The following is a 19725-nucleotide window of genomic DNA, read 5'->3' on the forward strand; positions in this document are numbered from 1 at the left end:
GCCCGCCCGCATCACGCTCAGCGAAATAACCTCAGCCAGTCGAACAGTCCCGAATGCTGCGGCGCGCGCCGCTTCGGCGCCGGCGCGCTACGCGGCCGGAAGTCGGGCGAGAACTGCACGTGCGGATCGATGGCCCGCGCGCGCAGCGCCGCATCGTAGAACGATCCGACGATCGGCAGCGCACTGTGCGCACCCGCGCCCCAGTAGTCGCTGCGCAGCGTCACGCTGCCGTCGTCGAAGCCGACCCATGCGCCGGCCACCAGTTGCGGATGCATCAGGATGAACCAGCCGTCGGTGTTGTCCTGCGTCGTGCCGGTCTTGCCCGCGACGTCGACGCGGATGCCGTAGCGCGAGCGGATGTCGGCGCCGGTGCCGTAATCGACGACGCCGCGCATCACGTCGACCAGCGTCTGCGCCGCGGCCACCGGCAATGCGCGCTCCGGCGGCGCACTGGCGAACGTGGCGAGCACCTTGCCGTCGCGATCCTCGATGCGTGTGATCGTCTGCGGCGCGACGTACACGCCGCGGTTCGCGATCGTGCCGTACGCGGACACCATCTCCTTCAGCGTGACGGGGCTCGTGCCGAGCGCGAGCGACGGCACCGCGTCGAGCGGGCTGTCGCGCACACCCATCGCGCGGGCGAGCTGCGCGACCTTCGCCGCGCCCTCGTGCTGCATCACCTGCGCGGTGATGCGGTTGCGCGACAGCGCCAGCCCGTCGCGCAGCGTCATCGGCTCGCCGGTCGGCGGTTCCGCATCGGTCGGGCGCCACACCGTGTGCGCGTCGATCGGGATCGCGACGGGACGGTCGACGAACGTATCGCCCGGCCGCATCCCGTCAGCGAACGCGGCGCCATAGACGAACGGCTTGAACGTCGAGCCCGGCTGACGCCGCGCCTGTATCACGTGATCGAACGGCTCGCTGCCGAAATCGGGGCTGCCGACCCACGCGCGGATCGCGCCGTTGCGCGGATCGATCGCGACGAAGCCGGCCTGCACCTGCGTCTTGCGCTCGCACAGCGTGCGCATGAATGCGCGATTCGCGCCGAGCTGCTTCAGCGCCGGCACATCGGCGAGCCCCGTTTCGCGGGCCTGACGATACTCGGGCGTCTGCCGGATGAAGCCGCGAAACAGGTCGTTGCGCAGCCCGCAGCCGGACGGCCCGCGCCATGCGCTGTCGGCGATCGCCTGCAGCCGTTCGGTCTGCCGTGCGAGCGCCTGCGTGGCCATGTCCTGCAGGCGTGCATCGAGCGTCGTGCGCACGACGAGGCCGTCCGAGTAGAGATCGTAGTTGTTGCGGTCGGCCCACGCGATCAGCCACTTGCGCAGTTGCACCGCGAAATGCGGCGCGAGGCCCGGCTGCGCGGTCTGCGGTTCGAAGTCGACGCGCAGCGGCTGGCGCTGCAGTGTCGCGAGCTGTCGCGGCGCCAGCATGCCCGTCTGCGCCATCCGGCCGAGCACGACGTTGCGCCGCTGGACCGCGCGTTCCGGATTCAGCACCGGGTTGTAGTAGCTGTTGCCCTTCAGCATCCCGACGAGCGTCGCGCTCTCCGCGATGTCGAGCTGGTCGGCGGACTTGCCGAAATAGGTGCGCGCGGCCATCTCGACGCCGTACGCGTTGTAAAGGAACGGCACGGTATTCAGGTAGGTTTCGAGAATCTCGTCCTTGCTGTACACCGCTTCGATCTTGAACGCTGTGATCAGCTCCTTCACCTTGCGCGTGAGCGTCGGCGCGCGGCCGACTTCATCGGGATACAGATTGCGCGCGAGCTGCTGCGTGATCGTCGAGCCGCCTTGGCGATCACCGGAGAACGTACGCAGCCCGGCCGCGAGCGTGCGGCGCCAGTCGATGCCGTGATGCTGGTAGAAGCGACGGTCCTCGGTCGCGATCAGCGCGTCGATCATGTGCGGCGAGATCTGCCTGAGCGGCACCCATTCGCGGTTCACGGGCCGGAACTCGGCGATCAACTGGCCGTCGGCAGACAGCACGCGCGCGGGGCGGTCGATGCGCGCCTTGCGGATGTCGCCGATGCTCGGCGTGAACGGAACGAACGCAAGCAGGACCAGCAGGCCGAGCACCGGGATCGCGGCGAGCGTCAGCGCCACGCCGCGACGTGTCGGATGGCGCAGGCGATGCAGCGCGCCGGCGCACAGTGCGCGGACGCGCGTGCGGCACGCGGCGGCGAGCGGCGCGATACGGGCGCGGCAACGGAGCCACGCGTCTCGAAGAAACGGCACGAAGCGGTTCACGGCGGCAGGAGCGCGGAGGGAAGACGCGCGATCCTAGCAAACGGAACCTGTGCGCCGGCAGTCGAAACGGCCGTTTACTTGCAGGATTTACAGACGATTACGTTTGTTGCCCGCCGACAACCTTTTGCCATGCGCGAGGCCGCGATTCCACCGACGAAACCACGTCCGCGAGCCGCTGCGCGGCCGCTTCGATCTGCGCACGGCCGAACCCGCCGAAGCCGAGCACGAGCCCCGGGCGCGCCGTGCCGGGCGCGAACATCGGCGACACCGCACGCACGGCGACACCGGCCCGGGCGGCGCGCGCGACCACGTCGAGATCGTCGATGCCTTGCGCGAGCCACAGCACGACGTGCATCCCCTGGTCGCCCGGTTGCACCCATGCGCGTTCGCGCGGCAGCCGCGCGCCGAGCGTGTCGATCAGCAGCGCGCGCTGTTCCGCATAGACGCCGCGCACGCGGCGGATGTGGCGGTCGAGATGGCCTTCGGCGATGAACGCGGCGAGCACGTGCTGATCGGCGGTCGGCGCATGACGATCCATCAGCACGCGCGCGCCGCAGAACGCGGGCACGAGAGCGTCGGGCGCGATCACGTAGCCGAGCCGCAGCGACGGAAACAGGATCTTGCTGAAGGTGCCGAGATAGATCACGCGATCGGGCGCGAGGCCCTGCAGCGACGGGAACGGATAGCCTTCGTAGCGCAACTCGCTGTCGTAGTCGTCCTCGACGACCCATGCGCCGTGCGTGCGGGCCCACGCGAGCAGCGCATTGCGGCGCGCCATGCTCAGCGGCATGCCGAGCGGGTACTGGTGCGACGGCGTGACGAACGCGGCGCGCGCATCGGCCGCGAGACGAACGCCGGCGTCGACGTCGAGGCCGTCGGCGTCGACCGGCACGCGCACCATCGCATCGCGCCGCCCGGTGCTTTCGAGCAGCGCGGTGATGCCGCGGTAGGCCGGATTCTCGATCCACGCGCGGTCGTGTTCGCCGAGCAGCACCTGGCTCGCGAGATGCAGCCCCTGCTGCGTGCCGCTCGTGATCACGACCTGGCCGGCGTCGCAGCGCACCGAGCGCGAGCGGCGCACGTAATCGGCGATCGCCTCGCGTAGCGGCAGCGCGCCTTGCGGATCGGCATAGCCGGACGGCGCGCCGGCGCCGCGGGCGCGCAGGCGATTGCCGAGCCGGCGCCAGATGTCGTCGGGCGCGGTGAGGCCGACGGGCACCGAGATCGCGAACGGCATCGCGGGCAACGGGCTGAATTCGCGGGCGAGCCGCGCGAAGGTGGCGGCCGGTTCGGGCAGGCCGTCGCGCATCGGGTCCGGGCCTGGCGCCGGCGATTCCGGGCCGTTGCCGGGCGGCGGTTCCGCGAGCGCGTGCGCGACCCGCGTGCCCGCTCCGCCGCGCGATTCGAGAAAGCCTTCGGCGATGAGCTGGGCGTAGGCGTCGACGACGGTGCCACGCGCCACCTGCAGCGACGCCGCCAGCAGCCGCGTGGAGGGCAGCGTGTCGCCGGGCCGGACGTCGCCGCGGCGCACCGCGTCGCGCAGCGCCTGCGCGAGCTGACGGCTCAGGTCGCCGGCCGCGCGGTCGAGCGCGCCGAGCGACGGGATTTCGACGATCCGGGCCGTTCTTGCCATGATTCTGGTCTGCTGAAATTGTTTCAAACCGGCTCTACAGCATAAACCAGTTTGGGGCCACAATCGGCGCATGGCGGGCCTGCGCCCGCGCCATTTCCCCACCCCGCACGACCGTGGAGCCGACATGTACGTCCCCGCCGATTTCAACGAACCCAACCCCGACGCGCTGCGCGAGCTGATCGCGCAGCATCCGTTCGGCAGCCTGATCACGCACGGCGAGCGCGGGCTCGACGCGAACCACATTCCGTTCGAGCTGATGCCCGGCGACGGCGGGCTCGGCGAACTGCACGCGCACGTCGCGCGCGCGAATCCGGTCTGGCAGGACGTCGCGAACGGCGACGAGGTGCTCGTGATCTTCCGCGCCGGCGACGCGTACATCTCGCCGAACTGGTATCCGAGCAAGCACGTCGCCCACCGGCAGGTGCCGACGTGGAACTACCGGGTCGTGCATGCGCACGGCCGCATCACGGTGTGCGACGACGAGCAATTCGTGCGCGGCGTGGTGGCGCGGCTGACGCGCACGCACGAGGCGTCGCAACCCGTGCCGTGGAAGATGGGCGATGCGCCGAAGGACTATATCGATACGATGCTGCGATCGATCGTCGGGCTGCGGATCGAGATCACGCGGCTCGTCGGCAAGCGCAAGCTCGGGCAGAACAAGGCCGAAGCCGATATCCGCGGCGCCGGCGAAGCGCTGGTTGCGGACGGCCATCTCGCGATCGGGGAGGCGATGCTGGCGGAGGCCGACGCGAAGCGCGAATGAGCGCACGAGGACCGCGGCGCGCGGGCGAGCCGCGGGCCCGCGCCGCGCTGATCACTGCATGCGCGTCGAATCCTTCGTCCCTGCCTTTGCCTGGGCGAGCGCTTCCCGAATCGCGGCCTCCGTCTTGTCGTACCCGCCTTCGCCATAACGCGTATAGACGATCTTGCCGTTCGCATCGATCAGGTACAGCGCGGGCCAGTACTGGTTGCCGTACGCGCGCCACGTGTCGTAGCGGTTGTCCTGCGCGACCGGATACCGGATGTCGAAGCGCCTGATCGCATCGGCGACGTTCTTCGCGTCGCGCTCGAACGGATATTCCGGCGTATGCACGCCGACCACCACGAGCCCCTGGTCGCGATACTTCCGATACCAGTCGTTCACGTACGGGATCGTATGAATGCAGTTGATGCACGAGTACGTCCAGAAATCGACGAGCACGACCTTGCCGCGCAACTGCTCGAGCGTCAGCGGCGCGCTGTTGTGCCAGCGCTCGATGCCGGTGAAACCGGGCGCCGCCATGCCCGCCAGCGACGTCTGCATGCCCGCGTCGTCCCGGGTGCCGGCGAACGCGGCGAGCCCGGCCGTGGCGGCGAGGGCGATGACGAGGGCGGCGGTCTTGAGTCGGGGCAGCATGGCGTTCTCCTGAACTTTGGGGGCCGCGGCGCGATGTCGGCGTCCGGGCGGGTTTCGACAGGCCCCATTAGGCGGCGCCGACGTATCTGCGATGTGTCCGGCCGGCCGCGCGTGTGCAATGTTGTGTGTCGTCGCGGCGGCGCGATACATTGCGATACAAACGCGTGCCCGCCGTGCGGTATAAAAGCGGACATCGCCCGCCCGAACCCCGATACCGACACCGACTCATGGACAAGATCGACCACGTGCTGATCGTCGACGACGATCGCGCGATCCGCGAACTGATCGCGGACTACCTGGAGAAGAACGGCATGCGCGTGTCGCTGGCCGCGAACGGCCGCGAGATGCGCCACGTGCTCGACGACGGCGCGCCCGACCTGATCGTGCTCGACCTGATGCTGCCCGGCGAGGACGGCCTGACGCTGTGCCGCGACCTGCGCGCGGGCAAGTTCCGCACGGTGCCGGTGCTGATGCTGACCGCGCGCGGCGAGGAAACCGACCGCATCATCGGCCTCGAGATGGGCGCCGACGACTACCTGGCCAAGCCGTTCGCGGTGCGCGAGCTGCTCGCGCGGATCCGTTCGGTGCTGCGCCGCGCGCGCATGCTGCCGCCCGGCATGCAGGTGACGGAAACGGCCGCGATACTCGCGTTCGGCGAATGGCAGCTCGACACGACCGGGCGCCACCTGCTCGACGCCGAAGGCACGCTGGTCGCGCTGAGCGGCGCCGAATACCGGCTGCTGCGCGTGTTCCTCGACAACCCGCAGCGCGTGCTGACGCGCGATCAGTTGCTCAACCTGACGCAAGGGCGGCAGTCCGACCCGTTCGACCGTTCGATCGACCTGCTCGTGAGCCGGCTGCGCCAGCGCCTGCGCGACGGCGCGCGCGAACCGCGCTACATCAAGACACTGCGCAACGAGGGCTATGTGTTCTCGTCGGCCGTGACCGCCATCGACGGTACGCCATGAGCGCGCGCACGCCGTGGCACTGGCCGCGTTCGCTGTTCGCGCGGCTCGCGCTGATCCTGTTCGTGGGGCTCGCGCTCGCGCAGACGCTGTCGTTCTGGCTCACCATGACCGAGCGCGACCAGGCGACCACGAACCTGATGATGGGCTACATCGAGCGCGAGGTCGCGAGCTCGGTCGCGCTGCTCGACCATCTGCCGCCGGCCGAGCGGGCCGCGTGGCTGCCGCGTCTCGCGCGGCGCAGCTATGCGTTCATCCTCGGGCCCGGCCAAACCGGCACGCCGCCGGAAGCGCGGCTGTCGGCGCGCGTCGAGCGCTCGATCTCGGACGGCATCGGCGGCGACTACCCGTTGACCGCGAACTCGATTCCCGGCGACCGCGAGCATCTGCAGGTGCATCTGCGGCTGACCGACGGGTCGCCGCTGACGATCGACATTCATCCGATGTCGACGGTGCCGCTGTCGGGGTGGCTGCCGGCCGTGCTCGTGGTGCAGCTCGCGGTGCTGGCCGCGTGCTGCTGGCTCGCGGTGCGGCTCGCGACGCGGCCGCTCAAGCAGCTCGCGCAGGCCGCCGACGCGCTCGGCCCCGACCTGAAGGGCGAGCGGCTGAACGAAGACGGGCCGTCTGAAGTCGCGCGCGCCGCGCGGGCCTTCAACGCGATGCAGGACCGCATCGCGCAGTACATGGCCGAGCGCATGCAGATCCTCGCGTCGATCTCGCACGATCTGCAGACGCCGATCACGCGAATGCGGCTGCGCGTCGACGTGATGGACGACGACACGCAGGGCGCGAAGCTGCGCCAGGACCTGCTCGAAATGGAGCATCTGGTGAAGGAGGGCGTCGCGTACGCGCGGACGCTGCACGGCACCGAGGAGGCCGCGCGCCGCATCGATCTCGATGCGCTGCTCGACAGCATCGTGTACGACTACACGGATGCGGGGCAGGACGTCGCGCTGCACAGCCATGCGCCGCTCGCGCTCGTCACGCGGCCGAAGGCGCTGCGCCGCATCGTCGGCAACCTCGTGGACAACGCGCTGAAGTTCGCGGGCGCGGCCGAGATCGACGTGCAGGCGGCGCATGACGGCGGCGCGGTGATCGCGGTGCTCGACCGCGGCCCCGGCATTCCGGACGATCAGCTCGACGCGGTGTTCGAGCCGTTCCGGCGCGTGGAGACGTCGCGCAATCGCGATACGGGCGGCACGGGGCTCGGCCTCGCGATCGCGCGGCAACTGGCGCTTGCGATGGGCGGCACGCTCACGCTGAACAACCGGCCCGACGGCGGCGGCCTCGAAGCGAGGCTGACGCTGAGGAACGCGGGGTGAAGCGACGCGGCGCGCGAGCGTCGCGGTGTCGGGCGTGTGCCGACGCGTGCGATGCGTGCGATGCGTGCGACGTCACACGCGTCTCGGCTGCGCGTCGACGAGCGGCGCGAGTGCGTCAGCAGCGGCCGGTGCGCAGCGCGATGCTCCAGTCGTCGCGCCCGCGCGAGGCCGCGATGGCCGCGGCCGTGTGCCAGTCGTATTCGACCGCATGGAATTCGACGTTCCAGCCGGCGGCCGTGCGCGACACCATCGCGTAGCGCGCATGCGGCGAGCCCGTCTCGATCCGGTGCGGATGCGGCAGGTCGTCCGTATACGCCTGCAGCCCGACGCTGCCGGGATTGACGATCAGCCGGCCGTCGTCGAGCTTCGCGGTGCGCGGCACGTGCGTGTGGCCGCACAGGATCAGCGAGGCCGTTTCGTTGCCCGCACGCTGCGCGACCTCGTCGGGCGTGGCCGCGCGGCAGCCGTCGGGCGTGACCGTTTCGAGGAAATAGACGAGGTCGCTGGCCGGCGCGCCGTGCACCATCAGCACGTCGCCGTCGAGCATCAGGCGTTCGGGCAGCGCGGCGATCCACGTGCGGTGGTCGGCGCGCAGCGTGTCGTGCGCCCAGCGATCCGACAGCCGCATCGCGTCGCGATCCTCGGTGAGCAACTGCCGTTCGTGATTGCCCTTGACGGTCGGCAGGTCGAGCGCGATCAGGCGGTCGGCCGTTTCGGCCGGATGCAGCGCGCCCGACACGATGTCGCCGAGATTGACGATCACGTCGGCGCCGCGGCGCCGGACGTCGTCGAGCACCGCGTCGAGCGCGGCGAGGTTGCCGTGGATATCGGACAGCGCGGCGATTTTCATGGCGGAGCGTCGATGAGGGGAACGGCGATTGTCGCCAATTCGGCGCGGGCCGTCCAATCGCGTCACGGCGTCGGCACGCGATGCCGCGGGCGGCGCGTCAGTCGGTCGCGAGCCGTGCGTACATCGCGAAATCGCCGGGCGTGCCGCGCACCATCTTGTATGCGCGCAGCAGCCCTTCGTAGCGGTAGCCGCACTTCTGCAGCACGCGCGCGGAGCCCGCGTTGCCAGTCAGCACGACGGCTTGCATGCGGATGAAGCCCCCTTCGGCGAACGCCCACGCGGTGACGGCTTCGCACACCGCGCTCGCGATGCCGCGCCCCCAGTGCGACGGCGCGAGGTCGTACGCGATCTCCGCCGAGCGGTTCGCGGTGGACACCGTATGCAGCCCGATCGTCCCGGTGAGCGCGCCGGATTCGGTATCGACGATCGCGAGACGCCGGATCGAATCCGGATCGGCCGATTCGATGCTGTCGAACAGCGGCAGCAGATCGTCGGGCGAGCGCAGGTTCCAGCTCGTGTGGCGGAAAACGGCCGGGTTCGACAGGTACGCGTACCACGCGTCGAGGTCCGCGCGTTCGAGTTGCCTGAGCGACAGGCCGGGAAATCCGGAGCAGGGCGGCGCGGCGATTTTCATCGAACCCGGCGCCTACGCGCCGTGGCGCCGGTACAGCGCCAGCGAACCGGCGAGCGCGAGCAGCATCGCGCCGCACGTGCGCTCGAGCCACAGCGCGCCCGAGCATTTCAGCAGCCGCACCGCACGGGCGCCGAGCAGCGCGTAGCCGAACATCACCGCGCCGTCGACCAGCGCGAACGTGACCGCGAGCGCGACGTACTGCGGCGCGAGCGGCGCGGCCGGATCGAGGAACTGCGGCAGGAACGCGGAGAAGAACAGATAGCCCTTCGGGTTCGTCACCGCGGTCAGGAAGCTTTTCGCGAAGATCGGCGCGTTGCGTCCGGTGCGTCCGGATGCCGTGTCGCCTTGCGCGGCCGCGACGTCGAGCGATCCCGTCGACATCAGCAACCGGATGCCGACATAAGCGAGGTAGGCGGCGCCGAGCCACTTGACGACCGAGAACCAGAACGCCGACGCCATCAGCAGCGCGCCGAGGCCGAGCGCGACCGCGACGATCAGCACGAAGTCGGACAGCATCGCGCCCGCGAAACCGTAGGCCGCGCGGCGCACACCGTAGCGCGAGCCGTTGGTCAGCGCGAGCAGCACGGTCGGGCCGGGCGTCGCGATGCCGACGAACGCGACGGCGGAGAAGACCAGCAGGGTCGTTTCATGCATGAAGAAGCTCCCGGTGGAAGGCGCGCAGCCGATTATCGTCCGCGCCGCCCCGCGCTGTACAGGCGCCGCCGCCTCGGCGCCGTCTCCGACTATCGCGATTTTGACAAGAAACTGTTGTCATTATTCCGCTTTGGAACGGAACCGGTTCCAACTACCATACCGGCCGCAGCGGGCACGCCCGCCGCATCGTCGCGCGCGGACGTCGCCGGCCTTGCACCGCCGGCGGATGTCGGCGCCCGCGCGCTACTCGCAAACAGCCAGAACAACGGGTTCACCGCCCGGAGACACGAAACCATGAACAAGCAACTGATCGCAGCCCCGCTGCTGCTCTCGCTCGCGGGTATCGCCGCCGCGCAAAGCTCCGTCACGCTGTACGGCATCGTCGATGCGGGCGTGACCTATCGCAGCAACGAACGGGCCGGCTCGGCGGGCGCGTACACCGGGCATTCGAACGTCGGGCTCACGACCGGCAACCTGTCCGGCAGCCGCTGGGGCATCAAGGGCTCCGAGGATCTCGGCGCCGGGATGCGCGCGCTGTTCGTCCTCGAGAACGGCTTCGACATCACGAACGGCACGTCGGGCCAGGGCGGCCGCCAGTTCGGCCGGCAGGCGTTCGTCGGCGTCGGCAGCGACCGCTACGGCACGATCACGCTCGGCCGCCAGTACACGTCGCTCGACGATTTCGTGAGCCCGGTCGGCCCGTCGTCGTTCATCGGCGGCTTCGGCGCGCACCCGGGCGACATCGACGATCTCGACCAGACCGCGCGCGTCGACAGTGCGATCAAGTACACGAGCGCGAACTACTCGGGCTTCACGTTCGGTGCGCTGTACGGCTTCGGCGGCCAGCCGGGGAGCATGAAGCAGCGCAACACGTGGAGCGTCGGCGCCGCGTACGCGGCCGGCCCGCTGCGCGTGGGCGTCGGCTACGAGCGTTCGGACAACAGCAAGACGGGCGCGACCGACCCGACGGCAGGCAAGTGGCGGAGCACCGACGACGGCCTGTTCAATTCGTCGATCAACGAAGGCTATGCGAGCGCGCAGTCGCAGCAGGTGATCGCGACGGGCGCGACGTACAACTTCGGGCCAGCCGTCGTCGGCGTGAACTACAGCAACGTGCAGTATCGCGGCGGCGCGCAGTCGCTGTTCAGCGGCCATGCGACGTTCAACGTCGCGGGCGTGTTCACGCGCTGGAACGTGCAGCCGCAGACGCAGCTGTTCGCGGGCTACAGCTACACGCGTGGCAGTGACGTCGACGGCATCGACAACCGCGCGCAGTATCACAACGTCACGCTCGGCGCGGTCTACGACCTGTCGAAGCGCACCAGCGTGTACCTGCTCGGCGCGTACCAGCATGCGTCCGGCACGACGCTCGACGCGCTCGGCCGGCCGGTGGCCGCGACCGCGTCGGTGTCGGACAAGGCGAACGGCCATTCGTCCGATTCGCGGTCGCAGGCGATCGTGAGCCTCGGGCTGCGCCAGAAGTTCTGACGCGGCGGCCGTTGCGCGTGCAACGGGGCTCGCGGACGATGCGGGCCTCGTGGCGCGCATGCTCCTGTACCGCCGCTACACTTTTCAAGGCGACGGCATGACGCGAACGCTGTCCGCACTGCCGGTGCGGCGCGGCGACCGTCGCGCCGCACGGCGAGATCGTGTTCGGAACGAATCGGCTCGGCGTGCGCGTCGTGCCGAACAGGCTGCGTGCGCGTGCCTACGGCGGACGATTGCCTGGCGACCTGCAGCCGAGCCGGTACGGCCGGCGCGCGGCTTTCCCCTCCGCATTCCTGCTTTTCCTCCCGCTTTCCCGTCCGTTGCAGGATCACGCATTTCCGATCGCACCGAATAATTTTTTTCTTTCATTTCGATTTCGATTTGTAATAATAGAAACGATTTCCGGGGAATGAAAAAGCAATGCGGTCGTGGCAGAAAAAATGACGTATTTGCATTGCGTGATCCGGAAGAAAATGCCGGGAAATGCGCCGGAGCTGCACGCTGGAAGGCTGTATGGGCGCAGGTTCGGCGATTTTGCGATCGTTGACGAAAAAGCCCCGGACGGAAAAAGGCGCGGAGTGAATAATTCCGGGGAACGGCGAATGCGAATTTTCCGGAATCATCAATATTTCATGCGCCGCGATTTACAGTGTCGACGATGGTTCGTCTGGGAGCATTATTCATGTCAATGAAACAAATCCGCGCGGCGTTGCTCGGAATGTGCATCGCGATGCTGGCGCCGGCGAGCCACGCGCAGGCGCAATACTCGACCGACTGGCTCGCGAACACGTACGGCACGCTGGCCTCGCACGTCGGCAACGGCGCGCGCTCGATGTGGGTCGCGCCCGAAGGCGTGATCTACACGGCGTCGCGCTGGGACGAGAACGCGGGCGGCGTCGCGATCTACCAGAACGGCCAGCCGCTCGGCACGATCGGCATTCACGACGAATTCCACGGCGGCGCGATCACCGGCAATTCGACGTCGCTGTTCGTCGCGCTCGGCTACAACCGCACGTTCGGCAGCGGCTCGGTGGGCCGCTACAACCGAAGCACGAACCAGCGCGACCTGCGCATTCCGGTCAGCACGTGGACGGGCATCCAGTATGCGGACGTGATCACGGGCCTCGCGACGGCCGGCAACCTGCTGTACGTGAGCGACTTCTACGGCAACCGCGTGCGCGTCTACACGACCGACGGCGTATGGCAGCGCGACATCGGCGTCACGGGCCCCGGCGCGCTGGCGCTCGATGCGGCCGGCAACCTGTGGGTCGCGCGCAAGAGCGCGGGTGTCGTCGCGCAGTTCAGCCCGACCGGTGCGGCGATGAACACGCTCCAGATGGCGGCCGGCGCGCGGCCGGCGTCGCTGTACTTCGATGCGCCAATGGGCCGGTTGATGGTGGGCGACGAAGGGCCCGACATGAACATCAAGGTGTACGGCGGGCTGCCCGGGTTGCCGGTGCAGGTCGGCACGTTCGGCGTGCAGGGCGGCTATCTCGACACGACGACGGGCATCAAGGGGCAGGTCGGCGACAAGCGCTTCACGCGCGTCGCGGCGCTCGGCAAGGATGCGGCCGGCAACCTGTACGTGCTGAACAACGCTTGGGGCGGCGGCTGGGATCTCGGCCGCAACGGCAGCACCGATCTGCATTCGTACAGCCCGGTCGGCACGCTGCAATGGAAGCTGCAGGCGCTGAACTTCGAGGGCGTCGCCGCGCCCGACCCCGCGACCGACGGCGCGTTGTTCTTCAGCGGCAACAACGTGTACACGGGCACCGCGGGCGGCACGTTCGTCGCGAACACGATCGACCCGTTCACCTATCCGAAAGATCCGCGTCTCGACATGAACGACTATCAGCGCGGCCAGCACTTCGGCCAGCTCGTGACGGTCGGCGGCAACCGGATTCTCGTCGCGTCGGGCCAGAACCCGGGCAACTTCAACTTCTATTACTTCAACACCGCGAGCGGCTATATCGCGATTCCGGCCGGCTCGCTGCCCGGCAAGCCGTTCAACACGACGCTGCAGGTGACGGCCGGTTTCGACATCGACGGCAACGGCGACGTGTGGGCCGGGCTGAACGGCTCCAACGTGATCACGCGCTATCCGATGACGGGCTTCGACGCGACCGGCAAGCCGTCATGGGGCAAGCCGGTGACGACGCCCGTGCCGAGCAGCGTGGCGCCCGTCACGCGCATCATCTACCAGGCCGACAGCGACACGATGATCCTCGCGCAGGGCCTCGCGGGCAACTGGGACTGGACGGCGATGAACGGGCACATCGAGGTCTATCGCGGCTGGAAGAACGGCAACACGAGCGCGCCGAACCCGGTGATCAACCTGACGAGCGCGAACCCGAAATCGATCGCGGCGGCCGGGCACTATCTGTTCGTCGGCTATGTGCACACGGTGCCGAACATCGACGTATTCGACCTGAACACGGGTGCGCTCGTCACGACGCTGACGAACTCGAATCCGTCGGCGATGGACGTCGGCAACGACGTCGACTCGATGTACGGCGTGCGCGCGTACCTGCGCTCGAACGGCGAGTACGTGATCACGAAGGACAACTACAACGGGTCGAGCATCGTCGTGTATCGCTGGCGTCCGTGATCGCGCGGGCCCGTCAGAACGATACCGTCGTCGTCAGCGTGACGAGCCGCGGCTCGCCGACCGCGACGATCAGGTTGCTGTTGCTCGACGGATAGTAGGTCTTGTCGAGCAGGTTCTTCACGTTGAGCTGGAAGCGGGTCGGAAACTTGCCGATCGTCGTTTCGTAGGCCGCGAATGCGTCGACGGTCACGTAGCCGGGCAGCGTGAAGCTGTTCGCGGTGTCGCCGGAGCGGGCGCCGACGAGACGTGCGCCGCCGCCGAAGCGCCAGCGCCCGGGCAAGTTCGCGATGGCCGTGTCGTATACCGCGAACAGGCTGGCGGTGTGGCGCGCGACGTTGACGAGCGGCGTGTTGCTGTCGCGATCGTTCGCGTTCGTGTACGCGTAGCTGCCGATCACGCTCAGGTGGCGCGTAATCTGCCCCGCGACGTCGAGCTCGATCCCGCGCGAGCGCGCGGTGCCGATCGTCGACGTGATGTCGCCGACCGTGACCGCCACGTTGCGCTTGTCGATCTGATACACGGCGAGCGTGCCCGTGATCGCGGGCTTCAGGCTGAACTTCAGCCCGGCCTCGAGCACGCGCCCGTATTCCGGCGCGAGCGGCGCGGCAACGTTCGACGCGACGTTCGGCTTGAACGAGCGGCTCACGTTCGCGTAGGCGGTGAGCGCCGGCGTCAATGCATACGCGAGCCCGAACTGCGGCAGCCAGACGCTGCCGCGCGAGCGGTCGGCGAACACGAACGGCCGGCCCATCCCCGACTCCTGCTGCCAGTTTTCCCATCGCAGGCCGCCGACCGCGGTGAGGCGTTCGGTGATCTTCACCGAGTCCTGCACGATCGTCGAATACGCATGCACGACCGAGCGCGAATCGCTCTGCTTCGCGTTGGGTATGCCGCCCGGCGCGAGCAGGCCGTACACGGGATCGTAAAGATCGAAGCCCGTCGTCGCCTTGCCGCGGATCGTGTCGCCGCGGAAGCTGCGCTGCCGCTCGTATTCGCCGCCGACGTAGATCGCGTGTTGCATGCCCGCGAGCGTCACGTTGCCAAGCAGGCCGAGCGTCGCGATCTGGTCGGAGTCGTTGCGCCCGAGGTTCGCATCGGACGAGCGCGTCAGCGCGCCGGTCCTGCTGTTGAACGCGGTGGCGCGGGTAAGGTATTGATCGTAGCGATCGCGGCCCCAGCCGTAAGTCGCACGCACGCGCCATGCATCGGAGAAGCGGTGCTCGATACGCGTACGCAGCGTTTCCTGGATGCCGCTGCTTTGCGACCACGCTTCCTCGTAGCGGCGATAGCGCAGCGCATCGTCGAGCTGGCCGTTCACGAGCACGGTGCCGCGGTCGAACGGCATCGTGTAATCGACGTACTGGTAGCTGACGTCGATCGACGTGTTCGCGTCGTGCCACGACAGCGCGGGCGCGATCAATGCGTTGCGCTCGCGGCCGAAGCTGCGCCAGTAGCGGCTCGTGTCGTATTCGCCGGTCAGCCGGAATGCGAGCGTGCCGCCCGCGATCTGGCCAGGCTTGCCGAGCGGGCCCGTGAGATCGAACTGTGCGCTGCTGCCGCCGTGGTTCGTGCGCGACGCGGAGATCGAGCCGCCGAACGTGTCTTCCGGCTTGCGCGTGACGAGGTTGATCACGCCGCCCGGGTCCTGCATCCCGTACAGCAGCGAAGCGGGGCCCTTCAGCACTTCGACGCGATCGATCGTCGCGAGATAGCTGTGCAGCACCGGCGTGCGCACGCCGTCGACCAGCACCGAGCCATCATTGTTCGACCCGAAGCCGCGCTTGATGAACGCGTCGCGCGTACCGCCGAGCGTGTTGGTCTGCGTGACGCCGCTGATGTTGCCGAGCACGTCGTCGAGCGAGCGCGCCTGCTGGTCCTGCATCACGCTGCTGCTGACCACCGCGACCGATTGCGGAATCTCCTTCAGCGCCCGGTCGTCGCCGCCCGCGATGCTCGTCGTGCGCGGCTGATAGCCGATCGTCGGGTCGACGGCGGCCGATGCATTGACGCTGATCGCCGGGAGTTCGTGTTCGGCGGCGGTCGCAGGTGCGGGTGCAACGGGTTCGGTGCGGGCCGCATGCGCGCCGCTCGCGACGCACAGGGTGAGCAGGGCAGGCAGGCGCGTGCGCCACGGACGCGCGGCCCGGGCGCGGCAGGACATTCGACGGGATGGCATGAATCGATGCGGGAAGAGGAATGCTAAGAATCGCGGCGCGGGCCGCGACATTGCGTTGCGTACAGGACGCGCATGATATATGTAATGAGAACCATTTGCAATTGTAATGGGGCGGCAGGACGATGCTCGGCCCTCGGTTGCCGGCCTGTCGGCCGTCTGCTACCGTAGCGGCCAAAATCAGACGCAGTGAAATTCAACGAGAGAGAACCGGGGGCCGCACCATGTCATCTTCCTGCCACGTCGCATTCAGCGCGACGCCATGCGCCGCGCGCGACCACGCGGGCGGATGAAGTGATCGCAGCCGCGTACCGCCATTCGAACGATTAAATCAACGGAAGCGAATTCAACCGGCATCGCGCCGGGTTCGATCATTTCAACCACCACGCTGGACGGGAGAGACCACCCATGAAGAAGATTTCCGCACCATTCGCGGCGGCAGCGCTTGCTGCCTGCACACTGCTGGCGGGCGTTCACCAGGCGGCCGGTGCGGCGTCGAACGCCGAACCCGCGATCGACGCGCATTACGGCGCCGTGATCGAGGCCTATACGCGGGACATGGCCGCCGCGAAGACGAAGTACGACGGCAAGCGCCTCACGTTCGTCGGCGCCGTGATCCGGATGGGCAGCGACCCGGGCGGCACGTACTTCGGCGCGCTGACGGCCGACGGCGAGCAGTTCGACACGCATTTCGACGTGGCCGACCAGGGCGCGCTGAAGCCGAAATTCCCCGGCGGCGAGATCAAGCCGTTCGTCACGTCCGCGGCTTTCCGGTTCAGTTGCGTGAACGAAGGCTATATCGACGCGCCGGTGCTGCCGGGGTTGAAGCTGACGCATTGCCGGCTCGCCGATTGAGCCGAGCGATGGGCGGCGCCGGCGTGCGAGGGTCACGCGGATTCGAGCTGCAGCACCATCGATCGGTCGGGAATTCAGGTGTATTGACCGACGGCGGCAGGATTCGCCATTGATCGTTTCCGTTATCGTGGTCGGCCGCCGCGCGTCTGGCAGCCCGTCTGCCGATCTACAGATCGAGTACCAGCAGGTCGGTACGCGACCGCGAGCAGCAGGGCATGAACTGGTCGCCGGCCGCCTTTTCGTCATCGGTCAGATATGAATCGCGATGATCGGGCTCGCCTTCGAGCACGCGGGTCAGGCAGGTGCCGCACACGCCTTGCTCGCACGACGTCAGCACGTCGACGCCGTGCGCCGCCAGCGCCGCGATGACCGTGCATTCGGCCGGCACGTCGATCGTCTGGCCGCTGCTCGCGATCCGGATCTGGAATGCGCGATCGGCGCCGGATCGCGTGACCGCGCCGCCGAAGAACTCGTAGTGCAGCCGCGCTTCGTCCCAGTGGCGCTCGCGCGCAGCGTTCAGCACCGCCTCCATGAAGCCGCGCGGGCCGCATACGTACAGATGTGTGCCTTCAGGCGCGGTCGCGAGCACGGCGGCCAGGTCGAAACGTTGCGCCGGGTCGCCGTCGTCGACGTGGAAGCGGGTGCGATCACGGAAACCGGCTGCGTTGATCCGCTCGACGAAGGCCATGCGATCGGCCGAACGCGCGCAGTAGTGCATGTCGAACGGCGTGCCGGTCGAGAACAGCCGTTCCGCCATGCTCAGAATCGGCGTGACACCGATCCCGCCGGCGAGCAGCAGATGGTGCGGTGCGTCGGAGGCGAGCGGGAATTGGTTGCGCGGCATGCCGATCCGCACGGTATCGCCTTGCCCGACTTCGTCGTGAATCGCGCGCGAGCCGCCGCGGCCTTCGGCCTCGCGCAGCACCGCGATCTGATAGCGATCGCGTTGCCCGGGGTGATTGCACAGCGAGTACTGGCGGACGAGTCCGCCCGGCAGATGCACGTCGATATGGGCGCCGGCGTCGAAGCGCGGCAAGGGCGAGCCGTCGCCGCTGACGAATTCGAAGCCGCAGATGTCGCGCGCTTCCCGCCACTTGCGGGCCACCCGGACCTTCAACGTCGCGTCGCTCATGACGCCTCCTTGACGTGCGCGACCGGAATCGCGGGCCGCGGCGGGCTCGCCGCGTTTTCGGCGGCGAGCAGCCGGTCGATCACCTTGCGCGACAGCACGCCGCCGGCGTCGATGTTGAGCTTGAGGAGCGTGCGCTCGGGCCACTGCTCGAGATTGCGCTGCTGGCGCTCGAGCATCTCCAGATCCTCCGCGAAGATCTTGCCCTGGCCTTCGCGGATCTCGGCGGTCAGCGCGTCGTCGTCCGGCCGGAAATTGCGCGCCATCCCCCAGAAATACCAGATCGACGTGTCGGTTTCGGGCGTGATGAAGTCGACCACGATCGACGACGCCTTCTTGTCCGCCGGCGCGTCGTAGCCGCCGTGGCCCGCATGCGCGACGCCCACTTCGATCATCACGTGGCTCGGGGGCGTGAAGCGGCAGATCTGCCAGCGGTCGACCGGCACGTCGTCGGCGAGCCCGTTGCCGCGCAGCGCCATCCGCCAGAACGGCGGCGGCATCACGTTCTCCATGAAGCGGCTCGTGACCACTTCGTCGCCGTGGCTGGTCGTCTTCGGCGGCGCTTCGTCGATTTCCTTCTGGCCGATGCTCGTCGCATGCACATACGTCTCGTGCGTGAGGTCCATCAGGTTGTCGATCATCAGCCGGTAGTCGCAGCGGATGTGATACAGGCCGCCGCCGTGCGCCCAGGCCGGATCCTCGGCCCATGCCAGCGCGGGCAGCTTGGCGGGATCGGCCTCCGACGCGTCGCCCGGCCACACCCACACGAAGCCGTACCGCTCGACCGCCGGAAAGCTGCGAATCGACGGAAAACCGCCGACGCGCTGGCCCGGCATGCCGGCCGTCTTGCCGTTGCAGCCCATTTGGAGCCCGTGATAGCCGCACACGAGCACGCCGTCGCGCACGAACCCCAGCGACAGCGGCGCGCCGCGGTGCGGGCAGAAATCCTCGAGCGCGGCGATCTGGCCGTCCGCCGCGCGGTAGAGCACCATCGATTCGTTGCAGATCTTGCGGCCCAGCGGCTTGCCGTCGATCTCGTCGGGCGTGCACGCCACGTACCAGGCATTCTTGAGAAACATGTCCTTGTCTCCTTCGGGGCGGTGCCGCCGGGGAAGCGGCCCGATCTTCATTCCGTGTACTGAATGAGATTCAGTGTACTCACTGATAGGGGGCGGGACAAGGCGAGCGGTATACTGGTTTTCCCGGGAAATGGCGCGAGACAGCGCCATGCCGACGGCGCGCGCAACCGGTGCGCGCCGCCTATGTCATCGACTCATCCATGGAAAAAACGAATCCCGCCGACCTGCCGGCTTTCCCGATCGACCTGTACGACGAACCCGGGCACCTGATCCGGCGCGCGCACCAGATCGCGGTCGCGATGTTCTACGAGAAGCTCGGCCGGGACGTGACGCCCGTGCAGTACGCGGTGCTGCGGATGCTGTACGAGAATCCGGGGCTCGATCAGGTGACGCTCGCGCAGCGGGTCGCGCTCGACACGTCGACGACGGCCGATCTCGCGGTCCGGCTCGAGGCGAAAGGATTGATCGTCCGCGAAGTGCTGCCGCGGCGTCAGAGGCGGCTGCTGTTGACGCCGGCGGGCGTCGAGTTGCTCACGCAGCTGATTCCGTCGGTTAAGGAACTGCGCGCGGGCCTGTTCGACGGGATGGGTGAGGACGATGCGGAGGAACTGATGCGCCTGCTGCGCAAGTTCGTCCATTTGAACAACGAGCAGAGCCGCGCGCCGCTGCGGGTGAGCGAGGATTCGTAGC

17 protein-coding genes and 1 pseudogene are annotated in these 19725 nt (G+C 68.3%); 8 read left to right on the forward strand and 10 right to left on the reverse strand.

Annotated elements, in window-relative coordinates:
* Nucleotides 1–17: 17 nt before the first annotated feature.
* Both WS64_RS27780 and WS64_RS27785 read right to left on the reverse strand, forming a co-directional pair.
* Complete coding sequence (locus WS64_RS27780) at nt 18–2249, reverse strand: penicillin-binding protein 1A (RefSeq protein ID WP_060968344.1); 2232 nt, start codon at nt 2247–2249, stop codon at nt 18–20.
* 97 nt (nt 2250–2346) lie between these two features.
* Nucleotides 2347–3882: a MocR-like pyridoxine biosynthesis transcription factor PdxR gene (locus WS64_RS27785; protein WP_060968345.1), complete on the reverse strand. Its 1536-nt coding sequence runs from the start codon at nt 3880–3882 to the stop codon at nt 2347–2349.
* A gap of 124 nt (nt 3883–4006) precedes the next feature.
* Between WS64_RS27785 and WS64_RS27790 the strand changes: the two genes are divergently transcribed.
* Nucleotides 4007–4645, forward strand: a complete 639-nt coding sequence (locus tag WS64_RS27790) for an FMN-binding negative transcriptional regulator (RefSeq protein WP_059643592.1) — start codon at nt 4007–4009, stop codon at nt 4643–4645.
* Between the two features lie 51 nt (nt 4646–4696).
* On the opposite strand, the gene WS64_RS27795 is transcribed toward WS64_RS27790, so the two are convergent.
* A complete protein-coding gene (locus tag WS64_RS27795; RefSeq protein ID WP_060968346.1) occupies nt 4697–5278 on the reverse strand; it encodes a thioredoxin family protein in 582 nt (193 codons plus the stop codon).
* A 227-nt stretch (nt 5279–5505) separates the two neighbouring features.
* Here WS64_RS27795 and WS64_RS27800 point away from each other — a divergent pair, with 227 nt between their 5' ends.
* Both WS64_RS27800 and WS64_RS27805 read left to right on the forward strand, forming a co-directional pair.
* Nucleotides 5506–6246, forward strand: a complete 741-nt coding sequence (locus WS64_RS27800) for a response regulator (RefSeq protein WP_059575507.1) — start codon at nt 5506–5508, stop codon at nt 6244–6246.
* Nucleotides 6243–7565, forward strand: coding sequence for an ATP-binding protein (locus WS64_RS27805; protein WP_060968347.1), 1323 nt, complete (start codon nt 6243–6245; stop codon nt 7563–7565). The genes WS64_RS27800 and WS64_RS27805 overlap by 4 nt, the downstream gene beginning before the upstream one ends.
* A gap of 115 nt (nt 7566–7680) precedes the next feature.
* On the opposite strand, the gene WS64_RS27810 is transcribed toward WS64_RS27805, so the two are convergent.
* From WS64_RS27810 to WS64_RS27820, 3 genes are all read right to left on the reverse strand, one after another.
* Nucleotides 7681–8415: a metallophosphoesterase family protein gene (locus WS64_RS27810; protein WP_060968348.1), complete on the reverse strand. Its 735-nt coding sequence runs from the start codon at nt 8413–8415 to the stop codon at nt 7681–7683.
* Nucleotides 8416–8512: 97 nt separating this feature from the next.
* Nucleotides 8513–9049: a GNAT family N-acetyltransferase gene (locus WS64_RS27815; protein ID WP_060968349.1), complete on the reverse strand. Its 537-nt coding sequence runs from the start codon at nt 9047–9049 to the stop codon at nt 8513–8515.
* Nucleotides 9050–9061: 12 nt separating this feature from the next.
* Nucleotides 9062–9703, reverse strand: a complete 642-nt coding sequence (locus WS64_RS27820; protein WP_060968350.1) for a LysE family translocator — start codon at nt 9701–9703, stop codon at nt 9062–9064.
* Between the two features lie 294 nt (nt 9704–9997).
* Here WS64_RS27820 and WS64_RS27825 point away from each other — a divergent pair, with 294 nt between their 5' ends.
* Nucleotides 9998–11191, forward strand: a complete 1194-nt coding sequence (locus WS64_RS27825) for a porin (RefSeq protein ID WP_060968351.1) — start codon at nt 9998–10000, stop codon at nt 11189–11191.
* A gap of 152 nt (nt 11192–11343) precedes the next feature.
* Nucleotides 11344–11454, forward strand: a pseudogene (locus WS64_RS35415) (GFA family protein); the annotation flags it as partial.
* A 102-nt stretch (nt 11455–11556) separates the two neighbouring features.
* On the opposite strand, the gene WS64_RS34645 reads toward WS64_RS35415, so the two are convergent.
* Nucleotides 11557–11814: a hypothetical protein gene (locus tag WS64_RS34645; protein WP_155720487.1), complete on the reverse strand. Its 258-nt coding sequence runs from the start codon at nt 11812–11814 to the stop codon at nt 11557–11559.
* Nucleotides 11815–11873: 59 nt separating this feature from the next.
* On the opposite strand from WS64_RS34645, the gene WS64_RS27830 reads away from it, so the two are divergent.
* Nucleotides 11874–13799 carry an NHL repeat-containing protein gene (locus tag WS64_RS27830; protein ID WP_060968352.1) on the forward strand — a complete coding sequence of 642 codons (1926 nt, stop codon included), beginning with the start codon at nt 11874–11876 and terminating at the stop codon, nt 13797–13799.
* 13 nt (nt 13800–13812) lie between these two features.
* Here the strand turns inward: WS64_RS27830 and WS64_RS27835 are convergent, their stop codons facing one another.
* A complete protein-coding gene (locus tag WS64_RS27835) occupies nt 13813–15975 on the reverse strand; it encodes a TonB-dependent siderophore receptor (protein WP_060968353.1) in 2163 nt (720 codons plus the stop codon).
* A gap of 405 nt (nt 15976–16380) precedes the next feature.
* On the opposite strand from WS64_RS27835, the gene WS64_RS27840 reads away from it, so the two are divergent.
* Complete coding sequence (locus WS64_RS27840; protein ID WP_059575492.1) at nt 16381–16827, forward strand: hypothetical protein; 447 nt, start codon at nt 16381–16383, stop codon at nt 16825–16827.
* Between the two features lie 166 nt (nt 16828–16993).
* Here WS64_RS27840 and WS64_RS27845 read toward each other — a convergent pair whose 3' ends face one another.
* Both WS64_RS27845 and WS64_RS27850 read right to left on the reverse strand, forming a co-directional pair.
* Nucleotides 16994–17959: a PDR/VanB family oxidoreductase gene (locus WS64_RS27845; protein WP_060968354.1), complete on the reverse strand. Its 966-nt coding sequence runs from the start codon at nt 17957–17959 to the stop codon at nt 16994–16996.
* Complete coding sequence (locus WS64_RS27850; protein WP_060968355.1) at nt 17956–19035, reverse strand: aromatic ring-hydroxylating dioxygenase subunit alpha; 1080 nt, start codon at nt 19033–19035, stop codon at nt 17956–17958. The genes WS64_RS27845 and WS64_RS27850 overlap by 4 nt, the downstream gene beginning before the upstream one ends.
* 200 nt (nt 19036–19235) lie before the next feature.
* Between WS64_RS27850 and WS64_RS27855 the strand changes: the two genes are divergently transcribed.
* Complete coding sequence (locus WS64_RS27855; RefSeq protein ID WP_059575487.1) at nt 19236–19724, forward strand: MarR family winged helix-turn-helix transcriptional regulator; 489 nt, start codon at nt 19236–19238, stop codon at nt 19722–19724.
* Nucleotide 19725: the final 1 nt, after the last annotated feature.

Source organism: Burkholderia anthina, from assembly GCF_001547525.1.
Taxonomy (GTDB): domain Bacteria; phylum Pseudomonadota; class Gammaproteobacteria; order Burkholderiales; family Burkholderiaceae; genus Burkholderia; species Burkholderia semiarida.

Excerpts from the sequence above, each read along its gene's own strand:
- WS64_RS27815 (WP_060968349.1), bottom strand. The coding sequence starts at position 9,049 with ATGAAAATCGCCGCGCCGCCCTGCTCCGGATTTCCCGGCCTGTCGCTC.
- WS64_RS27825 (WP_060968351.1), top strand. The coding sequence starts at position 9,998 with ATGAACAAGCAACTGATCGCAGCCCCGCTGCTGCTCTCGCTCGCGGGT.
- WS64_RS27845 (WP_060968354.1), bottom strand. The coding sequence starts at position 17,959 with ATGAGCGACGCGACGTTGAAGGTCCGGGTGGCCCGCAAGTGGCGGGAA.
- WS64_RS27830 (WP_060968352.1), top strand. The coding sequence starts at position 11,874 with ATGTCAATGAAACAAATCCGCGCGGCGTTGCTCGGAATGTGCATCGCG.
- WS64_RS27795 (WP_060968346.1), bottom strand. The coding sequence starts at position 5,278 with ATGCTGCCCCGACTCAAGACCGCCGCCCTCGTCATCGCCCTCGCCGCC.
- WS64_RS27800 (WP_059575507.1), top strand. The coding sequence starts at position 5,506 with ATGGACAAGATCGACCACGTGCTGATCGTCGACGACGATCGCGCGATC.
- WS64_RS27810 (WP_060968348.1), bottom strand. The coding sequence starts at position 8,415 with ATGAAAATCGCCGCGCTGTCCGATATCCACGGCAACCTCGCCGCGCTC.
- WS64_RS27855 (WP_059575487.1), top strand. The coding sequence starts at position 19,236 with ATGGAAAAAACGAATCCCGCCGACCTGCCGGCTTTCCCGATCGACCTG.
- WS64_RS27820 (WP_060968350.1), bottom strand. The coding sequence starts at position 9,703 with ATGCATGAAACGACCCTGCTGGTCTTCTCCGCCGTCGCGTTCGTCGGC.
- WS64_RS27850 (WP_060968355.1), bottom strand. The coding sequence starts at position 19,035 with ATGTTTCTCAAGAATGCCTGGTACGTGGCGTGCACGCCCGACGAGATC.
- WS64_RS34645 (WP_155720487.1), bottom strand. The coding sequence starts at position 11,814 with ATGATTCCGGAAAATTCGCATTCGCCGTTCCCCGGAATTATTCACTCC.
- WS64_RS27805 (WP_060968347.1), top strand. The coding sequence starts at position 6,243 with ATGAGCGCGCGCACGCCGTGGCACTGGCCGCGTTCGCTGTTCGCGCGG.
- WS64_RS27835 (WP_060968353.1), bottom strand. The coding sequence starts at position 15,975 with ATGCCATCCCGTCGAATGTCCTGCCGCGCCCGGGCCGCGCGTCCGTGG.
- WS64_RS27790 (WP_059643592.1), top strand. The coding sequence starts at position 4,007 with ATGTACGTCCCCGCCGATTTCAACGAACCCAACCCCGACGCGCTGCGC.
- WS64_RS27785 (WP_060968345.1), bottom strand. The coding sequence starts at position 3,882 with ATGGCAAGAACGGCCCGGATCGTCGAAATCCCGTCGCTCGGCGCGCTC.
- WS64_RS27840 (WP_059575492.1), top strand. The coding sequence starts at position 16,381 with ATGAAGAAGATTTCCGCACCATTCGCGGCGGCAGCGCTTGCTGCCTGC.